The sequence below is a fragment of the Deltaproteobacteria bacterium genome, from assembly GCA_009692615.1.
Classification (GTDB): domain Bacteria; phylum Desulfobacterota; class Binatia; order UBA9968; family UBA9968; genus DP-20.
On sequence record SHYW01000027.1, the window covers coordinates 14301 to 32619 of the forward strand.

Annotated in this window: 18 protein-coding genes; 4 read left to right on the forward strand and 14 right to left on the reverse strand. The window is 56.6% G+C overall.

Annotated elements, in window-relative coordinates; translation table 11 throughout:
• Window positions 1–46 precede the first annotated feature (46 nt).
• Window positions 47–1363: an MFS transporter gene (locus EXR70_08730; protein MSP38559.1), complete on the reverse strand. Its 1317-nt coding sequence runs from the start codon at window positions 1361–1363 to the stop codon at window positions 47–49.
• Window positions 1364–1652: 289 nt separating this feature from the next.
• Between EXR70_08730 and EXR70_08735 the strand changes: the two genes are divergently transcribed.
• The 3 genes from EXR70_08735 (at window position 1653) to EXR70_08745 (ending at window position 4834) form a co-directional block, all read left to right on the forward strand.
• Window positions 1653–2696 (forward strand): hypothetical protein, encoded by a 1044-nt coding sequence (locus tag EXR70_08735; protein ID MSP38560.1) that lies wholly within the window; start codon window positions 1653–1655, stop codon window positions 2694–2696.
• A 34-nt stretch (window positions 2697–2730) separates the two neighbouring features.
• Window positions 2731–3588, forward strand: coding sequence for a hypothetical protein (locus tag EXR70_08740; GenBank protein MSP38561.1), 858 nt, complete (start codon window positions 2731–2733; stop codon window positions 3586–3588).
• 121 nt (window positions 3589–3709) lie between these two features.
• Entirely contained in the window at window positions 3710–4834 is a 1125-nt protein-coding gene (locus EXR70_08745; protein ID MSP38562.1) for an extracellular solute-binding protein, read from the forward strand.
• Window positions 4835–4877: 43 nt separating this feature from the next.
• On the opposite strand, the gene EXR70_08750 is transcribed toward EXR70_08745, so the two are convergent.
• From EXR70_08750 to EXR70_08770, 5 genes are all read right to left on the reverse strand, one after another.
• Window positions 4878–5414 carry an N-acetyltransferase gene (locus EXR70_08750; GenBank protein MSP38563.1) on the reverse strand — a complete coding sequence of 179 codons (537 nt, stop codon included), beginning with the start codon at window positions 5412–5414 and terminating at the stop codon, window positions 4878–4880.
• Between the two features lie 90 nt (window positions 5415–5504).
• Window positions 5505–6131 carry an NADP oxidoreductase gene (locus EXR70_08755; protein MSP38564.1) on the reverse strand — a complete coding sequence of 209 codons (627 nt, stop codon included), beginning with the start codon at window positions 6129–6131 and terminating at the stop codon, window positions 5505–5507.
• Between the two features lie 128 nt (window positions 6132–6259).
• Window positions 6260–7264: an ABC transporter substrate-binding protein gene (locus tag EXR70_08760; protein ID MSP38565.1), complete on the reverse strand. Its 1005-nt coding sequence runs from the start codon at window positions 7262–7264 to the stop codon at window positions 6260–6262.
• A gap of 298 nt (window positions 7265–7562) precedes the next feature.
• Window positions 7563–8657, reverse strand: a complete 1095-nt coding sequence (locus EXR70_08765) for an ABC transporter substrate-binding protein (protein ID MSP38566.1) — start codon at window positions 8655–8657, stop codon at window positions 7563–7565.
• Entirely contained in the window at window positions 8614–9666 is a 1053-nt protein-coding gene (locus EXR70_08770) for an ABC transporter substrate-binding protein (GenBank protein ID MSP38567.1), read from the reverse strand. Before EXR70_08770 ends, EXR70_08765 begins: the two co-directional genes overlap by 44 nt.
• A gap of 152 nt (window positions 9667–9818) precedes the next feature.
• On the opposite strand from EXR70_08770, the gene EXR70_08775 reads away from it, so the two are divergent.
• Entirely contained in the window at window positions 9819–10766 is a 948-nt protein-coding gene (locus EXR70_08775) for a hypothetical protein (protein MSP38568.1), read from the forward strand.
• A gap of 45 nt (window positions 10767–10811) precedes the next feature.
• Here EXR70_08775 and EXR70_08780 read toward each other — a convergent pair whose 3' ends face one another.
• The 8 genes from EXR70_08780 to EXR70_08815 form a co-directional block, all read right to left on the reverse strand.
• Window positions 10812–11831, reverse strand: coding sequence for an extracellular solute-binding protein (locus EXR70_08780; protein MSP38569.1), 1020 nt, complete (start codon window positions 11829–11831; stop codon window positions 10812–10814).
• A gap of 51 nt (window positions 11832–11882) precedes the next feature.
• Entirely contained in the window at window positions 11883–13352 is a 1470-nt protein-coding gene (gene tcuA / locus EXR70_08785) for an FAD-dependent tricarballylate dehydrogenase TcuA (protein MSP38570.1), read from the reverse strand.
• A 121-nt stretch (window positions 13353–13473) separates the two neighbouring features.
• Window positions 13474–14469, reverse strand: a complete 996-nt coding sequence (locus tag EXR70_08790) for an ABC transporter substrate-binding protein (GenBank protein MSP38571.1) — start codon at window positions 14467–14469, stop codon at window positions 13474–13476.
• Between the two features lie 66 nt (window positions 14470–14535).
• Entirely contained in the window at window positions 14536–14928 is a 393-nt protein-coding gene (locus tag EXR70_08795; protein ID MSP38572.1) for a VOC family protein, read from the reverse strand.
• Between the two features lie 149 nt (window positions 14929–15077).
• Entirely contained in the window at window positions 15078–15380 is a 303-nt protein-coding gene (locus tag EXR70_08800) for an antibiotic biosynthesis monooxygenase (protein MSP38573.1), read from the reverse strand.
• A 209-nt stretch (window positions 15381–15589) separates the two neighbouring features.
• On the reverse strand, window positions 15590–16357 hold the full coding sequence (locus EXR70_08805) for a hypothetical protein (GenBank protein MSP38574.1): 768 nt from the start codon (window positions 16355–16357) through the stop codon (window positions 15590–15592).
• A 35-nt stretch (window positions 16358–16392) separates the two neighbouring features.
• Window positions 16393–17406: a hypothetical protein gene (locus tag EXR70_08810; GenBank protein MSP38575.1), complete on the reverse strand. Its 1014-nt coding sequence runs from the start codon at window positions 17404–17406 to the stop codon at window positions 16393–16395.
• A 56-nt stretch (window positions 17407–17462) separates the two neighbouring features.
• A complete protein-coding gene (locus EXR70_08815; GenBank protein MSP38576.1) occupies window positions 17463–18317 on the reverse strand; it encodes an NAD(P)-dependent oxidoreductase in 855 nt (284 codons plus the stop codon).
• Between the last annotated feature and the right edge of the window lie 2 nt (window positions 18318–18319).

Sequence of the window (18319 nt, forward strand, 5' to 3'; positions counted from 1 at the left end):
TTTTGCAATCTGAGATTTGTAATTTGAAATTGCCAGCGCAGCGGGCCTACGCGCGCGCCGCTTCGGCGCTCACCGGAAGGACGGGCGCGGCATCTCGATCCCGACGAATCATCAGCGCCATGCCGGCCGCCAGTAAACCCATCACCGCGCCGGTCAAAAAAGCATAATAGTACTCGCCGAAATGGCTGTAGAGCCAGCCGGCGCCGAGGGCGGCGATGGCACTGCCGATTTGGTGCGACACGAAAACCAAGCCGAAGATCACGCCGACCCGGTCTTGGCCAAAATGTTTGGCGATCAACGCGACGGTCGACGGTCCGGTGGCGAACCAGTCGAGGCCGTACAAAACCGCGAAGACGAAAAGACCCGCGGCGTCGGTCACGTAGGGCAGAACGAAAAGCGATAGGCCGCGAAACAAATACGCCGCCGACAATACCTTGCGCGCGTCCATGCGATCGCAGAGCCAGCCGGCGAAGGTCGTACCGATAAAACTCGCCACGCCCATGATGCCGAGCGCGGTGGCCGCCGTCACCTCCGGGATACCGCGCTCGATGGCGTGCGGGATCATGTGCGTACCGACTAGACCGTTCGACGTCATGCCGCAGATAAAAAAACTACCGCTCAACAACCAGAACGTCGGCGTCTTAATCGCGTCGCCGAAAGTGGCAATCGAGAAAGCGCGCGGCGCGGCGCGCGCCTGAGTGCGTTGCTCGGCGGTGGTCGTGGCATCTGTGTAAGGTTCGAGACCCAGTTCGCCAGGATAATCGCGCAGCCAGAGCCATATCGCCGGGAGCAGCAACAACGCAGTGCCGACAATCAACATCATCGCCGGCCGCCAGCCATGGGATAAAATCAGTGACATGAGGATCGGCAGAAAAATAACTTGGCCAGTGGCGTTAGCGTTGGTGAGAATGCCCAACGCCAAGCCGCGCCGGGCGATGAACCAACGGCTGGCCACGCTCGCCGACAACGCCGGCGTCACGCCGGTGGCGATGCCGAGCACGACGCCCCAGAGGAGAATGAATTGCCAGAGCTCGCGGACGAATACCGTGCCGGTGACGCCGAGTGCGATAGTCGAGAGACAACCGATCACGACCCGCCGAGCACCGTAACGGTCGAGCAACCAACCGCCCACCGGCGCCATGAAACCATAGGTCAGAAGATTCAAACTCGCCGCCGCGGAGATCGCCGTGCGGCCCCAACCGAATTCTTTCTCCAATGGATGGATCAGCACGGACGGCGCCGAGCGCACCGCCGACGCCGCCAGGTAGGCGAGAAAGCTGAGCGCGATGATGAACCAGCCGTAGTAAAAGGGAAACGCGAAAGGCACGCGCCGCGCCGTTGTCTTGGTGGAAACTTCCAACATCGCTTGTCCTTACCACAAAGAGCCAGGATGCATAAGGCCGGGTAGTGGTTCAGCCTGGCGAGATCCCTCACTTCGTTCGGGATGACCACCGTTCGCAATTTGTCATTTCGAGCCCAGCGAGAAATCTTGCTCACTCCATGTACCGACACCGTAATCTTACTGAACCATTACCTAAGGCCGAGGTCGGTTTTTCGTGCCGCGCCAAGCGCCACTTTCGTTCTTGATCCAACATTGATATGCACTCCAACAGTTCGAGTGCCGCGCCGCTCAATCTCGCTAGGGGGTGCTTATGTTACCGCTTGCCACTTCGAGGAAAATTTTTTCGCTTTGGCTATTTTTGCTAGTTGCCTGCGCACTCGCCGCGCCGCTTGGCGATATTCCGTTTAGCCACGGCGCTAGCGCGCCGACGCGGGTAACCATCGCTTATCCCAGTCCGAGCCCGCGCGTCGCGCCGCTGTGGGTGGCGCAGGATTTGGATTTCTTCGGCAAGTACGGCATCCGCGCGCAGACCGTGCTGGTACGCAATAACCAAATGCTCACCGCCGGCCTCGCCGCCGGCGATCTCGATGTCGGCTACACCGGCGGCACCACCGTGCTGCAAGCCGCGCTGGCGGGCGTGGAACTTAAAATGATCGCCAACCTCGTCACCCGCGGCAGAGGCTATCTATTGGTCCGATCGGATATCAAGAAAGCCGCTGACTTGGCCGGCAAGCGGATCGGCGTGCAGAGCATTGGTGGGACCATCTGGATGTACGTCATCCTTGCCCTCGAGCAGCTCGGCGTCGACGTGGCGCGCGACAAAATTCGTCTGCTCGTCATCGGCGACCAAACCGTCACCGTCCGCGCGCTGGAAACCCAGGTGATCGACGCGGCGGTATTCACTTCACGGACTTATATTCCGAGCCTACAGCAAAAAGGGTTTGCCATTTTGACCGACGTCTACCCCGCCATGGCGGCCACCGGCATCGTCACGCGCAAGAGTCATTTGGAAAAAAACCCAGCGATGATCGAGAATGTCGCCAAAGCGCTGATCGAAGGGGAATTCTTTGCTCTGGCGCAGAGCAACAAAGCTTTGACCGTCAAATCGATCATGAGTCATCTAAAACTCTCCGATCCGACGTCAGCCGAGGAAGGCTACGGTGAATTGGCCAAGGAGCTCGATACCAAACCCTATCCGTCCATCGATGGATTGAAAAACATGCAGCGGCTGATGGCGATGCAAAATCCCAAACTCAACGACGTCAACCCAGCCAATCTGATGGACGGTTCGATCTTGCGCAAACTCGAAGACAGCGGATTTCTTGCCCAGATGGCGGCGCGCTATCGGGAGTGAATGGCGGCGCTATTTAATTTTTTTTTGGGAAACTATGTTGGAATATGCGAATGAAGATGTCGGCAACATCGTGTTGTTGGAACATGTCAACTTGCAGGTTCCCGACCAAGCGTTGGCGACGCTCTTTTACATGGTCGGCCTCGGTTTGACTCGCGATCCCTATTTCAACATCGGCGTGCGCAACATGTGGGCCAATGCCGGCGAGCAGCAGTTTCATTTGCCGATCCGGCCGACGCAGGTCCTGCATGGTCACATCGGTGTCGTCCTGCCGGACCTCGATTCTCTCAAAGAGCGCTTGGCTTCAGTGGAAGAGCCGCTGGCTCAGACGAAATTCTCTTGGTCGGCGCAGGCCGATCATATCGCCGTCACTTGCCCGTGGGGAAATCGTTTTCGTTGCCACGCCGCCAGCCCAAGCTTTGGCGACATGGCGCTGGGCATTCCCAACGTCGAGTTTCTCGTCGAGCGCGATCGCGCCGCGGCGATCGCGCGTTTTTACGATCAAGTGTTGATGGCGCCGGCAAAAGTGGAAACCAGCGATGCGGGTGCGGTCGCGCGGGTGAAAATCGGCCGCCATCAAGCGCTGGTCTTTCGAGAATCCAACGAACCGTGGCCCGACTATGACGGCCACCACATCGCGATTTACGTATCAAAGTTTTCTCGTCCCTACGATTTTCTCAAACACCGCGGCCTAATCAGCGAAGAGGTGCGCAATCATCAATTTCGCTTCAAACAACTGGTCGACCCGACCAACGATCAGGCGATTTTTCTCGTCGAGCATGAAGTGCGCAGTTTGCATCATCCGATGTATCGCCGCGTGATGGTCAATCGCGATCCCAACGAGTCGGCGCGCCGCTACCGGCGCGGCCGCGACGATTTGAATCCGTACAATTAAGGTTTTTCAGGTTTTACCGTGAAGATGTTTTCACCACGAAGGACACGAAGAGCACGAAGTCCGGAGTCTTAATCATCCAACCCTTCGTGTCCTTCGTGCTCTTCGTGGTGAGCAAGATAAATTGAACGGCATGCATATCGATACTAAAGCCGGTAGAGCCACACTAAATTCATACGGACGCTTTATGAAATCATCCATCGCATGGTTCGGTTTACTGATCGCGTTACTCAACGTTACTACCGTCGCGGCGCAATCCGCCGGCGATATTTTAAAGACCTACGAGACGCTGGGGAAATCCGACAAGCGCGCGCGGTTGATCGACGGCGCCAAGAAAGAAGGCCGTTTCGTTTTCTACGGTACCTTGGGCGTCGATGCCGCGGCGCCGATGCTGGAAAAGTTTCGCCAAGCGCATTCGTATCTCACCATCGGCCATTACCGCGGCAACGGCTCGGGGCTGTTTAACAAAGTCGTCACCGAAGCGCGCGGCAGCAAGTTCGAAGCCGATGTCATCGAGATTTCCGCCGGGCCGTCGGCCGAGCTGATTCGCGCCGGCTACATCGATCCCTATCGCTCCACGGAGATTGAAACCGTGCGGCCGGAATTTCGCGACGGGAAAAATCTCTGGCATGCGTATCAATACCTGGTCGTTGCCCTTGCCTATAATAAAAATCGCGTCAAAGAATCCGAGCTACCGAAGAACTATCAAGACTTGTTGTCGCCGCGCTGGAAGGGCGGCAAGATGTCCCTCGACACGGATGACGCCGACATCTTCGCTGGGCTGCTCGACAGCTGGGGTGAAAAGCCGGGGCTCGAATATTTTCGCCGCCTGGCGAAGCAAGAACCGGTGCTGCGCAACGGCCACACGCTGCAAGCTCAACTGCTCGCCGCTGGCGAAGTCGATCTCCATCCCTGGTCCCACGCCCAACGTCCGCTCTTGATGGCCGACCGCGGCGCGCCGGTGGCGATCGAATTCATTCAGCCGGTGGTGTCGAAAGCCCAGGGTTTGCTACTAGCGAAAAAATCGCCCCATCCCCACGCCGCGGCATTGTTCATCGACTGGGCGCTGTCCGAGGAAGGGCAAACGTTTATCGGCATCGACCTAGTGCGCAGCCCGGTGCGCGCCGGCACCAAACAAAAATACACAGTGCTGGGAACACCCAAGACCAAAGTCCTCACGCCGGATTTCTTAGGCCGAGATTTCGAGCGGTATAGTAAACTGTATCGCGAGATATTTGGCGTGCGGTGAGGCACGATCAGATCCGCTTCGATGCGACATATTTAACAATTACTCATTTCGTGATCGCCCGCCACATGGTCCAGGTCGGGGTGCCGATGATTTCTTCCTCGTGCTTTACGGTGAAACCGAATGTTTTGTAGAACTGGACGTTCTCGGGTTTATCGGTCTCAAGATAGCCGGCGGTTTTTTCTTGGTCGAGATGTTCAATGTAGCGCGCCATCAAGGCGCTGCCGATGCCTTGGCGTTGTCGTTGCGGATCGACGCCGATGGGACCGAGGTGGATGTGCGGTTCGGCGGGATCGAGATGGCACCAGCGGCTGTACCAGCGGATGACTTTTGGAATCGCTTCGCCCAGCGGCCTGAGCGTGGTCGCCGCGGCGAGGGGAATCTCTTCGGGCAGCGGCAGACAATCGGGCGCGGCGTTGAAGTGCATGTAGCCGCCCACCGTGCCGTCGATCAGTGCGACGTAGGCTTGGCCGAAAAACATGTGGCGCAGGCCGATGCGAAAAAACAGACGGCCTTGATCCGTGCGCCCGGCGCCGAAGGCCGATAAGTGGAGCGGGTTGGTGACGAAGGCGTTGGCGAGCATTTCGACGCACTCGTCCAAGCGCGCGGGAGAATATGTCTTTACTTCAAGCACGCGGGCGATGGCGCTGTGGAGATTTCAACTCGCGGCTGTTCACTTGAATGTCTTCAACCGTTCTTGCATTTCACGGGCGGAAATTTCTTGGCCGTATAACGGTCCGCCTTGGGCGAAAAACTTCGAGCGTTCGAGGGAACCGATGACCACCGGCTCGAAGCCGGCGTCGCGCACTAGTTTCGCGGCGATTTTCAATGCCTCTTGATCGTCGCTGGCGATGGGAATCGCCATGGGCTCGCCCGGTCGTTTGGCGTTGTCGGCGAGGCGGCGCACGCCCATGGTGTTGAAGGCGCGCACTATGCGCGCGCCGGCTATATATTTTGCCGTCGTGATGCCGACGCCGACCTCTCGCGCTTCTTTGCCGGCTTCACCGTCGCGCGCCAACACGGCGTTGGAAGCGTCGACGACGATCTTACCAGCGAATTCTTTGGCGTAATCTTTACCGAGCTGGGGAATCGCGCCGTAGGGGACGCCAATTAAAAACACATCGCCGAAGGTTAGAGCATCTTTCACCGTGCCGGCGCGTGCCAACGGTCCGAGCCCGTCGATGAGCGGCTTCAACTCTTCGGGATGGCGCGACGAGAACATCACCTGATGACCGGCCTTGACCCAAAAGCCGCCGACGGAGCCGCCGATGTTGCCGGAACCGATGACGCCTATTTTCATCGCCGCGCTTGGCACTTGCGCGAACAGCGAGTGGGGCTGCGCGCTAAAGATGAATGTCAGCACGACGATGACAAAGCTTGGGAAAAAAGTTTGAAAATATTTGTTCATATTGACTTCCTCAGGTTGAGCTAAAAGCGTCCTTCGAGTTCCAGTTTCTTGACAAACCGTTCGTCGACCAACTCTTCGGCTTTCAAGGCGCGAATCTTGTCGTTGCTGGCGCCGAGAAAGCGGATGGTCGAGCGAATGCCGTCGACGTTGGGGAAAATTCTTCTCTGATACATGTTGCCGAGCCGCTCGTAGCCGCCGAGCGCATCCTCGGCGCGCGTCAGACGCAGCCCTTTGGCGATGCTCTTCAGCACCAGCGCCTTGTTCTTCGGCTCGAGCACGAAATTGACCGAGTCCGACATGGCGCGCAATAATCTCTCGACCATCTCCGGTGCGCTGCTCAAATATTTCCGCTGGGCCAACAGAGCGGTGTTCTGATAGGGGATGTTGAGTTTGGCGAGATCGGCGAGGACGCGAAAGCCTTGGCGTTCGAGCACCGACGCGAACGTGTAGTTGAAATAGGCGCCGTCGATGACTTTGTTGGGCAGCGCTTGGGCCAACAACGATTCGTCGCCGACCACGCGCAGATTGATTTTATCGCGCTGGGGTTCGAGCCCCCAGTATTCGAAGGCGAGCATGGAGCGCATCCAGACGCCGCCGCCGATGCTGGTGACGCCGATGCTTTTGCCTTTTAAATCCGCCGGCGTTTTGACTGCCGGTATGACGACGAAGGTGCCTTCCAATTTATGAATTAAACTAGTCACGAACACCGCGTCCATACCGCTGGCGATGGCGCCGAGCGTGGAGCCGGTGGCGGCGCCCATGTAAAATTGCGCTTCGCCGCTCGCCAGCGCGGACAACGCTACCGCGCCGTTGCGCACATGCACCGGGCGAACGTCCAAGCCATGCTTGGAAAAAATTCCGTAATCCTGGGCGACGAACAACACAGTCTCGCGCTCGCTCAGGCTGCCGAAGGTAATCAGCAGCTGGTTCGATGGCACCGCGGCACTGGACGGCGACGCGCTGGCGAAAAACAGCAAGCACAGCACGAACATTCGCATGATCATCTTCATGGGTTCTTCCCGCATCCTGAGTTAATGAGCCTGATAGCCCGGATTATTCACCCTACGAGGCAACATGACGACACTCTGTCGATCAAGGTGTGACTCTAGAGGAACGAAGGCATCGGCGCAATTGTTTCATTTTCTGTTCGGCGCTCGGCACGACGGTTGAACTTTTCGCCGCTAATTTCACAGCAACTCGCCCCGCTGGCATCGGCAAGGCACAACTGCCGCAAGGCAATCGTCCGCAGAACCGCGCGCCGCAACCGACCGGGCTGTTCGCTATTGCGCTGGCAAAAGCGAAGCAGAAAAAATAACCGACGGCTTACTGGCCGCGAAACAGCTGAGCCAGAAAACCGTCTTTGTCCAACTCGTCGATGAAGCGGTTCGAGATGTAATCGCGGGCGCGAAGATTTTTCGCGTCCGGACGGCTTCTCTTTAGAACTTCCAGCGCGTACTCCATGCCCTCGGCGCTGGGATAAGGCCGAGCCGGGAAAATCTTGCCGTAGTAGCGAAAGGTTTCGTCAAGCTGTTCGCGGTCCTTGTCGCGGTCGAGTTTCAAAAATCTCGCCACAGCGCCGGTGATCAGTTCCTTCTTCGCCGGATCTTTCCAGTAGCTGGTACCCTCGATGAAGCCTTTCAGGAATCGAGTTACCGCGTCGGGATAGCGTTCGATGAATTCGCGCCGCGCCGCGACATGGAGATGCGGATAGGCGATGCCGGTTTCGGAAATATCGATCAGATCGCGGAAGCCCAGCCGCCGCGCCACTAGATTGAACGGCGGACTGACGATGGTCGCATCGATGGCGCCCGCCCGCAGCGCGGCAAAGCGTTCGCTCTGCCCGCCGATCTGCAGAATCGTCACGTCTTTGTCGGGCCGCAGCTGCTCGCGCTCCAAGGTCAACCGCGTCGAAGTATCCGACGCCGAGCCGAATCGGCTGATGCCGATCTTCTTGCCCTTCAAGTCCTGGGCGCTGCGAATCTCGCTCTTGGACACGATGTTGTATGGAAACGTATTGACGTTGCCGGCGATAAACACCAGGTTGGCGCCGCCGAGATTCGCCGCCAAGATCGGCGGCCCATCGATCAACCCCAACGGCATCTCCCCCGACAACATCGCCTGCACCAACTGCGTGCCGCCCTGAAAAGCGACCAGCTCGACGTCGACGTTATGCTTGTTGAACAACCCAAGCTGCTTGCTGACAAACGGATGGGAGTTGCTGCCGCTGATGCCGGCAACACCGAAGCGAATCGTTTGAGCGGCCTTTGCGGCTTGGGCAAACAAAGGCCCTGGCAGACAAAGCAGAACCAAAGCGAACACCAGAGCGCAAGACCTGGAAGCCAAAGAAATCAATGACGGAAACCATTTCATGAATCTAAAACCGCCCTTCCTGTTCCAGCTTCTTGACGAACCGGTCATCGACCAAATCCTCCGGATTCAAAGCGCGAATCTTTTCGTTGCTGGGACCGAGGAAGCGAATCGTCGAACGAATGCCATCGACATTGGGGAAGATGCGCCGCTGGTACATACTGCCGAGCCGTTCGTAACCACCAACGGCATCTTCAGCGCGGGGGAGACGCAGTCCCTTGACCATACTTTGCAGCACGCGTTCCTTGTTTTTCGGATCCAGGGTAAAAGCGACGGCATCGGACATCGCCCGGATCATGCGCTCGGTCACATCGGGTGAGCCATTGACGTATTTCCGCAGTCCCAGGAGCGCGGTGTTTTGATAGGGGATATTGAGTTTGGCAAGGTCAGCGAGCACACGGAAACCCTGGCGTTCAAGCACTGACGCAAAGGTATAATTAAAATAAGCGCCGTCGATGACTTTGTTGGGCAGCGCCTGGGCTAAGAGCGACTCATCGCCAACGACGCGAAAGTCAATCTTGTCGCGCTGGGGCTCCAATCCCCAGTGCTCGAAGGCGAGCATGGAGCGCATCCACACGCCGCCGCCAAGACTCGTGACGCCAATATTCTTACCTCTTAGTTCCGCCGTGGTTTTGATCTTCGGTTGGACCACGAACGTGCCTTCCAAGGTGTGAATCAAGCTGGTGACAAACACCGCGTCCATGCCGCTAGCAATGGCGCCGAGCGTCGAGCCGGTGGCCGCGCCCATATAAAACTGTGCTTCGCCGCTTACCAACGCCGACAGCGCGACGGCGCCGTTGCGCACATGCACCGCGCGCACGTCCAACCCATGTTTGGCGAAGAGGCCATGATCCTTAGCAACGAAGATCGCGGTTTCGCGCTCGCTGAGGCTGCCGAAAGTGATGAGTAATTGATTAGCAGGTGTGGCGGCATTGGCTTTTGCCGCAACCGCAGTGAGTAAAATAAAAACTGAAAGTGCTCTAAGCATCATCGCCGTTCTCTCCTCAAAATTGTCCCCGATGCCATGGCTGAACCTCAGCGGAAACATAACACAGAGCATAGCTTCAAGGAACAAACACCAATGATAGCGTGCTTTGACCAAGCTTCGCTTATCGCACCGTCGAAAGATTTGACATCAAATTCTCAGAAATGTTAAAGAGTGATAGCTAGATCGGGTGGTGGTTTAGCGAAACTCTTCTATGAGGAGATACGATGGCAAAATTAGAAACGATCGCAGACGTTCCCGACGCTCCTAAAAAGGACAGCCCCGGCATGTACGGGCCAATTGTCGGCGCCATGATTATTTCAGAGGATGAAGCCTCTGGCAGAACGTACACACACAGGGGAGGCGGCAGATTACCTGGGAGCCGGCGTTATGGCTTCTTCGATAATGAGAGAGGCATCGCCTTCAGTGCCAGCATGTCAGTCTTTAGCCGGGAACGCATGAACCCGCGTCATCGCCATGATTTCGACCAAGTGCGATTTTTCCCGAAGGGCGGGGAGAATTACGGCAAAGAAGTGCTAGGTCTCGGTGATTGTATATATATTCCTGAAAACTGTCGCTACGGGCCGACATTCACCGCCGAGGGTTGCGACGAAAACGTCAGAATCAACTTGCAATTTCCCGGACCGTCGCGCCGACCGTACCAGCATTCCTACGACATCATGCGCGCCACTGAAGAATTGTCCAAGATCGCAACCATCGAAAAAGGTGTCTACCGCTTCCCCGACGGGCGCAGACAAGATAGCTACGAGGCGATCATTAGACACTTGACCGGCAAACCGGTCGATTACCCATCCCCCCGTTACAAGAACTACATCGTAATGCACTCAAACCATCATACCTGGCTTCCGCTCGAAGACCGGCCGGGCGTTTCAGTCAAACATCTGGGTTATTTCAACGAAGTCGGCCCGAATATCAAGCTGGTCAAACTGGAACCCGGGGCGACGTTGCCGTCGAACACCGCACCGTTTCAACAAGTGCGCTTCGTGCTCGACGGCGAAATTATTTACGGCGAGAGGCAATATGATGCGGTCTCATGCATGTACTTCCCGGCCAATCAAAGCTATCCGGCGATTGCGAGCCCAAACGGCGCAACCCTGTTCGTGGTGCAAACGGCCTGGACCGATATGAAGCCACTGCCATTTTGCCTGATTTAATCCCGCACTTGGAGAGCGTAGCGGCGACTGAAGCCGCTGCGCTCGCTAGTCGAGCTTCATCAGCTTGCGATACAGTTTGAAGTATTCGTTGTAACGCTCACCCATCTCCGGCCGCACCGGCACGATCTTCATACCTTGGGGAAGTTTTTTGAGCACGTAAGAATCCACATCTTTGCGCCCGATGGTGTAGCCGTAATTGGCGATTTCCTGCTGAGCTTCTTTGGAGAGCATAAAATCAATGTAGAGCTTAGCGGCGTTAGGGTGGGGCGCGCCCTTGGCCAGCGCCAGCGCGAACTGACGGCTAATCAACGGATCGAGCGCAATCCATTCCACCGGCGCCCCTTCACGTTTCTTTTGTTCCAGGCCATGGACCAGAGAGACCACGATGATCGATGCTTCGCCCGCCGCCACCAGCGTATGCATCTGCGAGTGGCCGCCGATGACTTTAATATCTTGCTCTGCGAGCTTGCGCAGGAACTCCGCCGTTGGATCTTCCTTCCACACCGTCATCACACCGGCCATCCATTTGCTTTCATTCTCGTCGATCAACATCTTGCCCTTCCACTTGGGTGATGTGAGATCAGCAAAACTTTTGGGCACATCCGCAGTTTTGACCAGATTGGAATTGTAGGCGAGAACCGAGAGGGTTTCACTGGCTATTGTCCAGAACCCCTTTTCATCTTTATACTCCGGTTTAAACGCCACTCGCTCCGGCGATTCGTAACGATCGATGAAACCCTTTTTAAACAGGCCGTAAAAATCCATCTCCGATTCGGAAATCACATCCGCTTGCACGCTCTTGGCTTGTGCTTCGGCTGTGACTCTAGCGGCCAGCCGCTCTGAGCCAAGGCGAATGAAATTGGTTTTGATGAACGGATACTTTTTCTCGAATAGCCCAGCGAGTTTGTTGGACAGCTGCAACTCCATGGTCGCGTAGAACGCTAACTGTCCTTCCTTCTTGGCCGCTTCGATCATCACGCTCCCCTGCGCTCCAGCGAGGGACAATGAGGCGATAAAAAACCCTGCGACAATAAGAAAATGGAGAACATTTTTATTAATGTTCATAGTTAACTCTCCTTGATCGATTCATATCCCCCAGGCGAGAGCGCAGCACATCTACAATCCCTGCGCCGCGGCGTGCCTGCCGGCCAAGCGCGAAAACACCACATTGCGGGTCTGCCCGGTGCAGGATGGATAGTTATGGAAGAACAAACCGATGATATCGCCTGAAGCGAACAAGCCACGGATCGGATTGCCGCTGGCATTAACCACCTGGGCGTCGCCGTTGATCTCGATGCCGCCGAAAGTAAAAGTGATACCGCCGGTCACTGGGAACGCTTGAAAAGGCGGCTCATCGATGCGCTCGGCCCAATTGGATTTTCGCGGCGCGATGCCCTCGGTGCAGCGGCCATCGGTTTTCGAGGCATCGAACGGAATATCGTCACGCACCGCTTTATTGAATTCGCTGACCGTGTGGCGCAGCACCGCCGGTTCGATGCCGATCTTGCACGCAAGCTCTTCAATGGTCGGCGCTTCCAGCGGCGCGGCGAATTGATAATAGCTGGCATCTTGCAACGCTGCGCCGCGCTGGTCGAAAATCTGATAGGCAACGCCGCCCGGCTCCATCAATACAGCCCAGCCGGTCTTGGCGTAGGTGTAGGAGATATGCGCTTCGCCTTCGTCGAAGAAACGCTGGCCGAGTGAATTCACCGTGATGCCGAAAGTATAGCCGTAGCGGTTGGCTTTGTTGCTCAACTCGACGTCGCCGAAAGTTGCGTCGATGGGAGTCGCGTGGGCGCCCTGCCAGTGGCCCGAAGCTTTGCAGCCCAGTGCCAGGGCCATTTGCAGCACTTCACCGGTATCGTGACGGCTGCCGCGCACCTTCATCAAGTCGGCGTTGGCGCCGAGATAACGCGCGCGCATTTCCGGATTGGCTTGAAAACCACCGGCGCAGAGAATCGTCGCGCCAGCGCGAATCTCATATTCTTCTCTGGGGTCGGAGACACGCACGCCTTCGACATGGCGATCGTTGCCGAGCAGCTCGCGCACCCGCGACTCGTAGCGAATCGCCACCCCCATGCGCGTGGCGATATCGCGCCATTGATTGAGCTGGCTGATGCCGCCGCCGATGCCGCCGGTGGGATGGATGACGATACCAGGCTCAAAATAATGTTTGCCGGCGATCTCCACATGGCCGGCAGGTTCCCACTGCATGCCGAGTTCATCCATCCAGTGGACGGCGACGTTGGATTCGTTAACCAAGACTTCAGCGAGTTTTTTGTCGATCCGCCCGCGCGTCACACGCATGAGATCGGCGGTGAAATCCGCCGGCGTATAGCCGGGCAAGTGCAATCGGTCGATCTCGCCAGCGCTCATGTTGGGCATAAAGCCGCGAATTTCCGCTGCGCCGGAATAGGCAAAGCGAAATCCGGTGTGCGAGAAACGCGCGTTGCCACCGAACTCCGGCTCGGGCGCTTTTTCCAATATGACGACTTGGCGCGCACCGCTTTGCTTTGCTGCCACCGCCGCTTCAAAGGCGGCGCTGCCGCCGCCGACAACTACGACTGCGCTATTCTCGACTCTCATAATTCTCCGCGCGCAACCCTGGGTTGAAATTTTTAAGAGTTCACCACGAAGGACACGAAGGTTCGGAGGTTAAGTCTCCTAGCTTCGTGGTCTTCGTGCCTTCGTGGTAACAGTTCTAGGGTTAGCGCTTTTTCGTCACGCTCTGGACGAAACCGGAAGTTTCGAGTTTGTGAACAAAGCCGTCGTCGATCAAAGTTTCGACTTTGACCTCGCCCAGTTTTGGGTTGATCGCCAGGAGCAAGCCATGCAGTCGCTTCATGCCGTCGACCGTCGGTGTCGGCACGCGTTCATAGGATTGAGTCACCGCCCGATAAGCTTCGTCAGCCTCGCTCGGATTGGACAGACGTAAGTTCGTCGCCATGATGCGCGTTACGTTTTCCTTGTTGCCGGAATCGAGCATGTAACCGATCGCCTCGACAAGTCCTTTCAAGTACCCTTCGATAACCTGTGGCTTGGCTGCGGCAATACGGCGGGTCGTGACCAGCATGGTCTGGGGCATAGTCACCCCAGAACCCTTAAAATTGTAAAGCACGGGATAACCCTTGTTGGCGTAAGTATCGCCGACTGAACCGTTCAACGTGGTAGCGTCGATGCTGCCGCTCTCCAGCGCTAGACGGCGGGTGATCTCGGTGCCGGAAATCGTCAGAAACGTAATCTTCGCTTGGTTCGGATCGATGGCTAAGTTTTGTAACGCCAACAGCGAAACCAGATGGGAGGTCGCGCCGGGGCCGCTGATGGCGATCGTTTTGCCGCGCAGATCTTCTTTCTTTTTAATGTCCGGCCGCACGTTAAGCCGGTAGTCTAGTTTCTGAACGAAATTGGCAACACCAATCACATCGGCGCCGCTAGCGCCAGCGTTAACCAGGTGGCCCGGCCCAATCACCGCCACATCGATTTCGTTGGCCAGCAACGCGGCCACGGCAAGCGGCGAGCGCGGCATGAGGATATACTGGGACTCAAGGCCATATTTCTTGAACAAGCCTAACTGCCGCGCAACCCAGACCGAGGCCATGCTCTCACTGGTAATGCTGGAGGCGAAGTTGGAACGAATCTGAGCACACAGCTCGGCTGGTAACAGCGCAAACGCTACGAGCAGAAAAAGCAATCCACGGCGCATCACTAGTTTCTCTAGTCACGAATAAAGTTCAAACCGTTTGAACTTGCGAACACGGTTTGAACGGGTTTATTGTTTCTTCTTGTCGCCGACCAGCTCGACGTTGAGAAAGCCATGCTCGGAGATATCGAAAAAGTTGCCGTCAATATCGGAGCAACGGGTTTCCGCGTAGGGACGGTCGTTTGGGCGCTGTTTGGGCAACTTATTGGGGTTGATCTTTTTCAATCGCTCAACGATCTTCTCGCCGTTTTCGACCTCGAAGCCAAAGTGATAAAGCCCGTTGGGCGAGTTCTGCTCTTTATTGGGCAGAATAGCGAGATTGAAATAACCGTCGGTCAAATAAATCACGCCGCCTTCGTCTCGCTCCTTGTGCAGTATCTGCATCTCAAATACATCCATGTAAAACGCCGCTAACTTCCCGGTATCTTCTGTTCGAATCGCCAAATGGCGTAGCTTGGGCATAGGAACCTCCTTAGAATCGATTTAGCTTCAGCATTAATGCGGCGGACCCGGCGCTGTCAAGCCAAGGCGTTTTGCTCGTTAGCGTAACCTTCCCCAGCAGGACGATAGTGGGTAAAATCATGGGTTCGATGAAATCGATCTTTTTGCCGTTAATTTCCTGCGTGCTGAATCACTTCGTGCATCTCGAACACATTCGGCCCGGCGAAGATCTCCGCCGGCGGGCGCTTGTTATGAGCTTCTTTAAACTCCGCGCTGTCGGTCCAGGCGCGAAACGAAGCTTCGTTGTCCCAGTGAGTCAGGACGATGTAGTAATCGCTTTTCACCGGCCGGAGAATTTCCAGGCGCACGAAGCCCGGCATGTTTTCGACCAGCCGCGCGCGCCCTTCGAAACGTTTTTCGAAATCGGCTTCGTGACCTTTGGCTACCTGGAGCCGGTTTGAAACGACGATCATTATCAATTTCCTTTTGATGGACGTTTATTGGATTTACCGTAAAGATGTTTTCACCACGAAGGACACGAAGATCACGAAGTTCGGAGGATAAATTATCCGAACCTTCGTGTCCTTCGTGCCTTCGTGGTGAACAAAATGAATGGCAGACGACAGAGTCCCGACACGACAATTTAAAGAACTCATAATTGCTTCTGCTTCGAGCGCCGGGGTTAATTCGCCCAGCCGCATTCCGACACGACAACGCGATTGTCTTCCGGGTCGTTCAACTGGATTTCCGCGGCGGACTTCTCGGAGAACTCCACGCCGGCTTCGCGCAGGCTCGCGCGCACGGCGGCGAGGTTGGGGACTTCGATGCCGAAGTATTGAATGCCGCTCTTCGTGCGGGTTTGTTCTTGAGTTAGCTTCAAAGTGATAGTGCCGTCGCTCAAGCGAATCGATCCATCGGCGTCGCGGCCGAGCAGGGTCAAGTCGAATTGACCTTGATAGAACTCCCTCGCCTTTTCCACATCTGGGACGTGGATCACCGCCAAGCGCACGGCGGGAAGTTTTTTTTCTTCCCGGCCGAGAAAGCCCTTCGCCGACAAATCGACGTTGTTGCCCCAGGGATCGATGAAGCGCATCTCCGCCGGCCGCGCCCCTTCGGCTCCGCCGACGCCGTCCGAGGCTTGCGGACTGTTGGCGCGATTGAGCGATGGCGGCAGTTTCGCCACGGCTTGATCGAGGTTGTCGACCATGAAGCCGTAGTGATGGAGGCCGGGCTCACGCTCCAACTCGGCGCCGTCGGCGCGATGGGTGCCGATCACCTCGGCGACTTTGTCGCGCCGCTTCAAAAACGCCAGGTTAAAAAGTCCGTCGATGACCATGCGCGAGCCGCTGGGAAATACTTTGATTTCCTCCAGCGAAAAATGTTTTTGGTAAAAATCGCTGAGCTTTTTCGGCTCAGGGGAAATAAACGCGATATGTCTAAGTTTCGCCATGGTCTTCTCCTTCGCGATCTTGGTAGTGAAAAAAATTATGCCAATTTGTAAAAGCGCGCGACGTTATCATGTAGCATCTTTTGCTTGACGCCGTCGGACAAGTCTTGGCGCGCGCGGACGCCTTTCACGGTGCGCGGCCAATCGCCGTCCCAGTGCGGGTAGTCGGAGGAGTAGAGAATCGTATCTTCCAAACCCCAGCGCATGGCGTCGGGAATGGTTTTCTCTTCGCACTCGACGCCGAAGTAAATCCGCCCGCTCTTGACGTACTCGCTCGGCAGTTTCGTCAGATAGGGCGCTTCGACCGCGCCGCGCTTTTCCACTTCTTCGTCGAGGCGGTCGATCATGTAGGGCACCCAGCCGATGCCGGATTCGAGATAGCCAATGCTTAGTTTGGGAAAGCGCTCGAACACGCCGCCGATAATCGTCGCGATCAACGCCATCATCTGTTCGGCGGGATGATCGATGGTGTGGGCCGAGAGAAACTTGCGAAAGCGTTGGCCACCCAGAGAGTCGCCGGAAGTGCCGGTGTGAAAGCCGATGCCGACGCCGAGCTGTTCCGCCGCGGCGTAAATCGGATCGTAAAAGCTGTCGCCAAAGTCCGGCATCTGCGGCAAATAGGTCGGCAGCACGCCGGCCAAAGCGCCGCGTTCGTTGACGGCGCGCTTCAGCTCTTGCGCCGCCGCTACTGGATCTTGCGGCGCAAGTAAGGCGACGAATTTTAACCGTCTCGAATCCTTATTGCAAAAATGAAACAGCCAGTCGTTGTACGCGCGGGTGATGCCCGTGGCGTAATCTCTTTCGTGCAGCGCGGAGACGTGCAATCCAGCGGTCGGATAAAGCACCATGACGTCGATGCCCTCTTCATCCATGGCCCCCAGTTGGTCTTCCGGTCCCTCCGGCTTTTGTCCTAATTTGCCATGCAGGTCACGATCCCACTCATCGTTGGGAAACAAATTGCGCCGCTGCCAGCGCGGCTCCAAAAATTCGCGCATGCCAGAAATAGACTCACGCACATGCCCATCGGCATCGATCACTGTGTAGCTCGCCATTGTTCCTCCTTTCGCACATGTAAGGGCGGGTTTCAAACCCGCTCCTACTCTATAGTCTACCGGTCTTCCAGATAATTCTGCCAGACATGCTGTGGTTTGAATCCTAGCATGCGGCGCGCTTTTGTCGAATCGACGCAGCTCCAGTGCGTGCCGGCGACTTTTTTTATTTTTGCGCCGCTCGGCAGAAACTCTTTTACCAGCGTCTTGGTCGGTTGAATCATGCAGTTGAGCGGTGCCGAGGCGATGAATACTTCATGGCCGGTGAACTTCGCTTCCAGCGCGAGGCGGCAAGCGGCGGCCGCGTCGCGGGCATCGATGTAAGTCCAAAAGCCGCTGGCCCGCGTTTGCGGGTTTTTCCAGCGGTCGCGGAAGCTTTCGTAACCGAGATCGAAGTTGACGCCGGGGAAGCGCATGCTGCTGACGGTCATCTGTTTGTGCACCGAGACGATGGAGTCGGCGATCTGCTCGCCGAGAACTTTCGATAGGCCGTAGGAATCCTGCGGCTTGGACGGATGGGCTTCGTCCAACGGCAAATATTCCGGCGCCCACAGTTTGTGCGCGTAGATAAATCCGAAGGCCGCCGTGCTCGACGCCATCACGACTTTCTTTACACCCATGTCGGCGGCGGCGCGCAGCACGTTGTAGCTTGCCGACACGTTGTTGCTGAGGGTCTCGGCATCGGGCGCCAGATTGGGCGCCTGATAAGCGCCGAGATGAATGATGCCGTAGGCGTCGCGCAGCGCTTCGAATAGATCCCCTGATTGGCGCAGATCGACCAGCCAGCTCATGCAAAGTTTTTCCCGCGGCGGCACGCGGTCGAGACTCAGCACCTGATAACGATGCGCCAGCAGTTCGCCAATGACAAACTGACCCAATCTGCCGCTGCCGCCGGTGACTACAACTTTTTTCATTG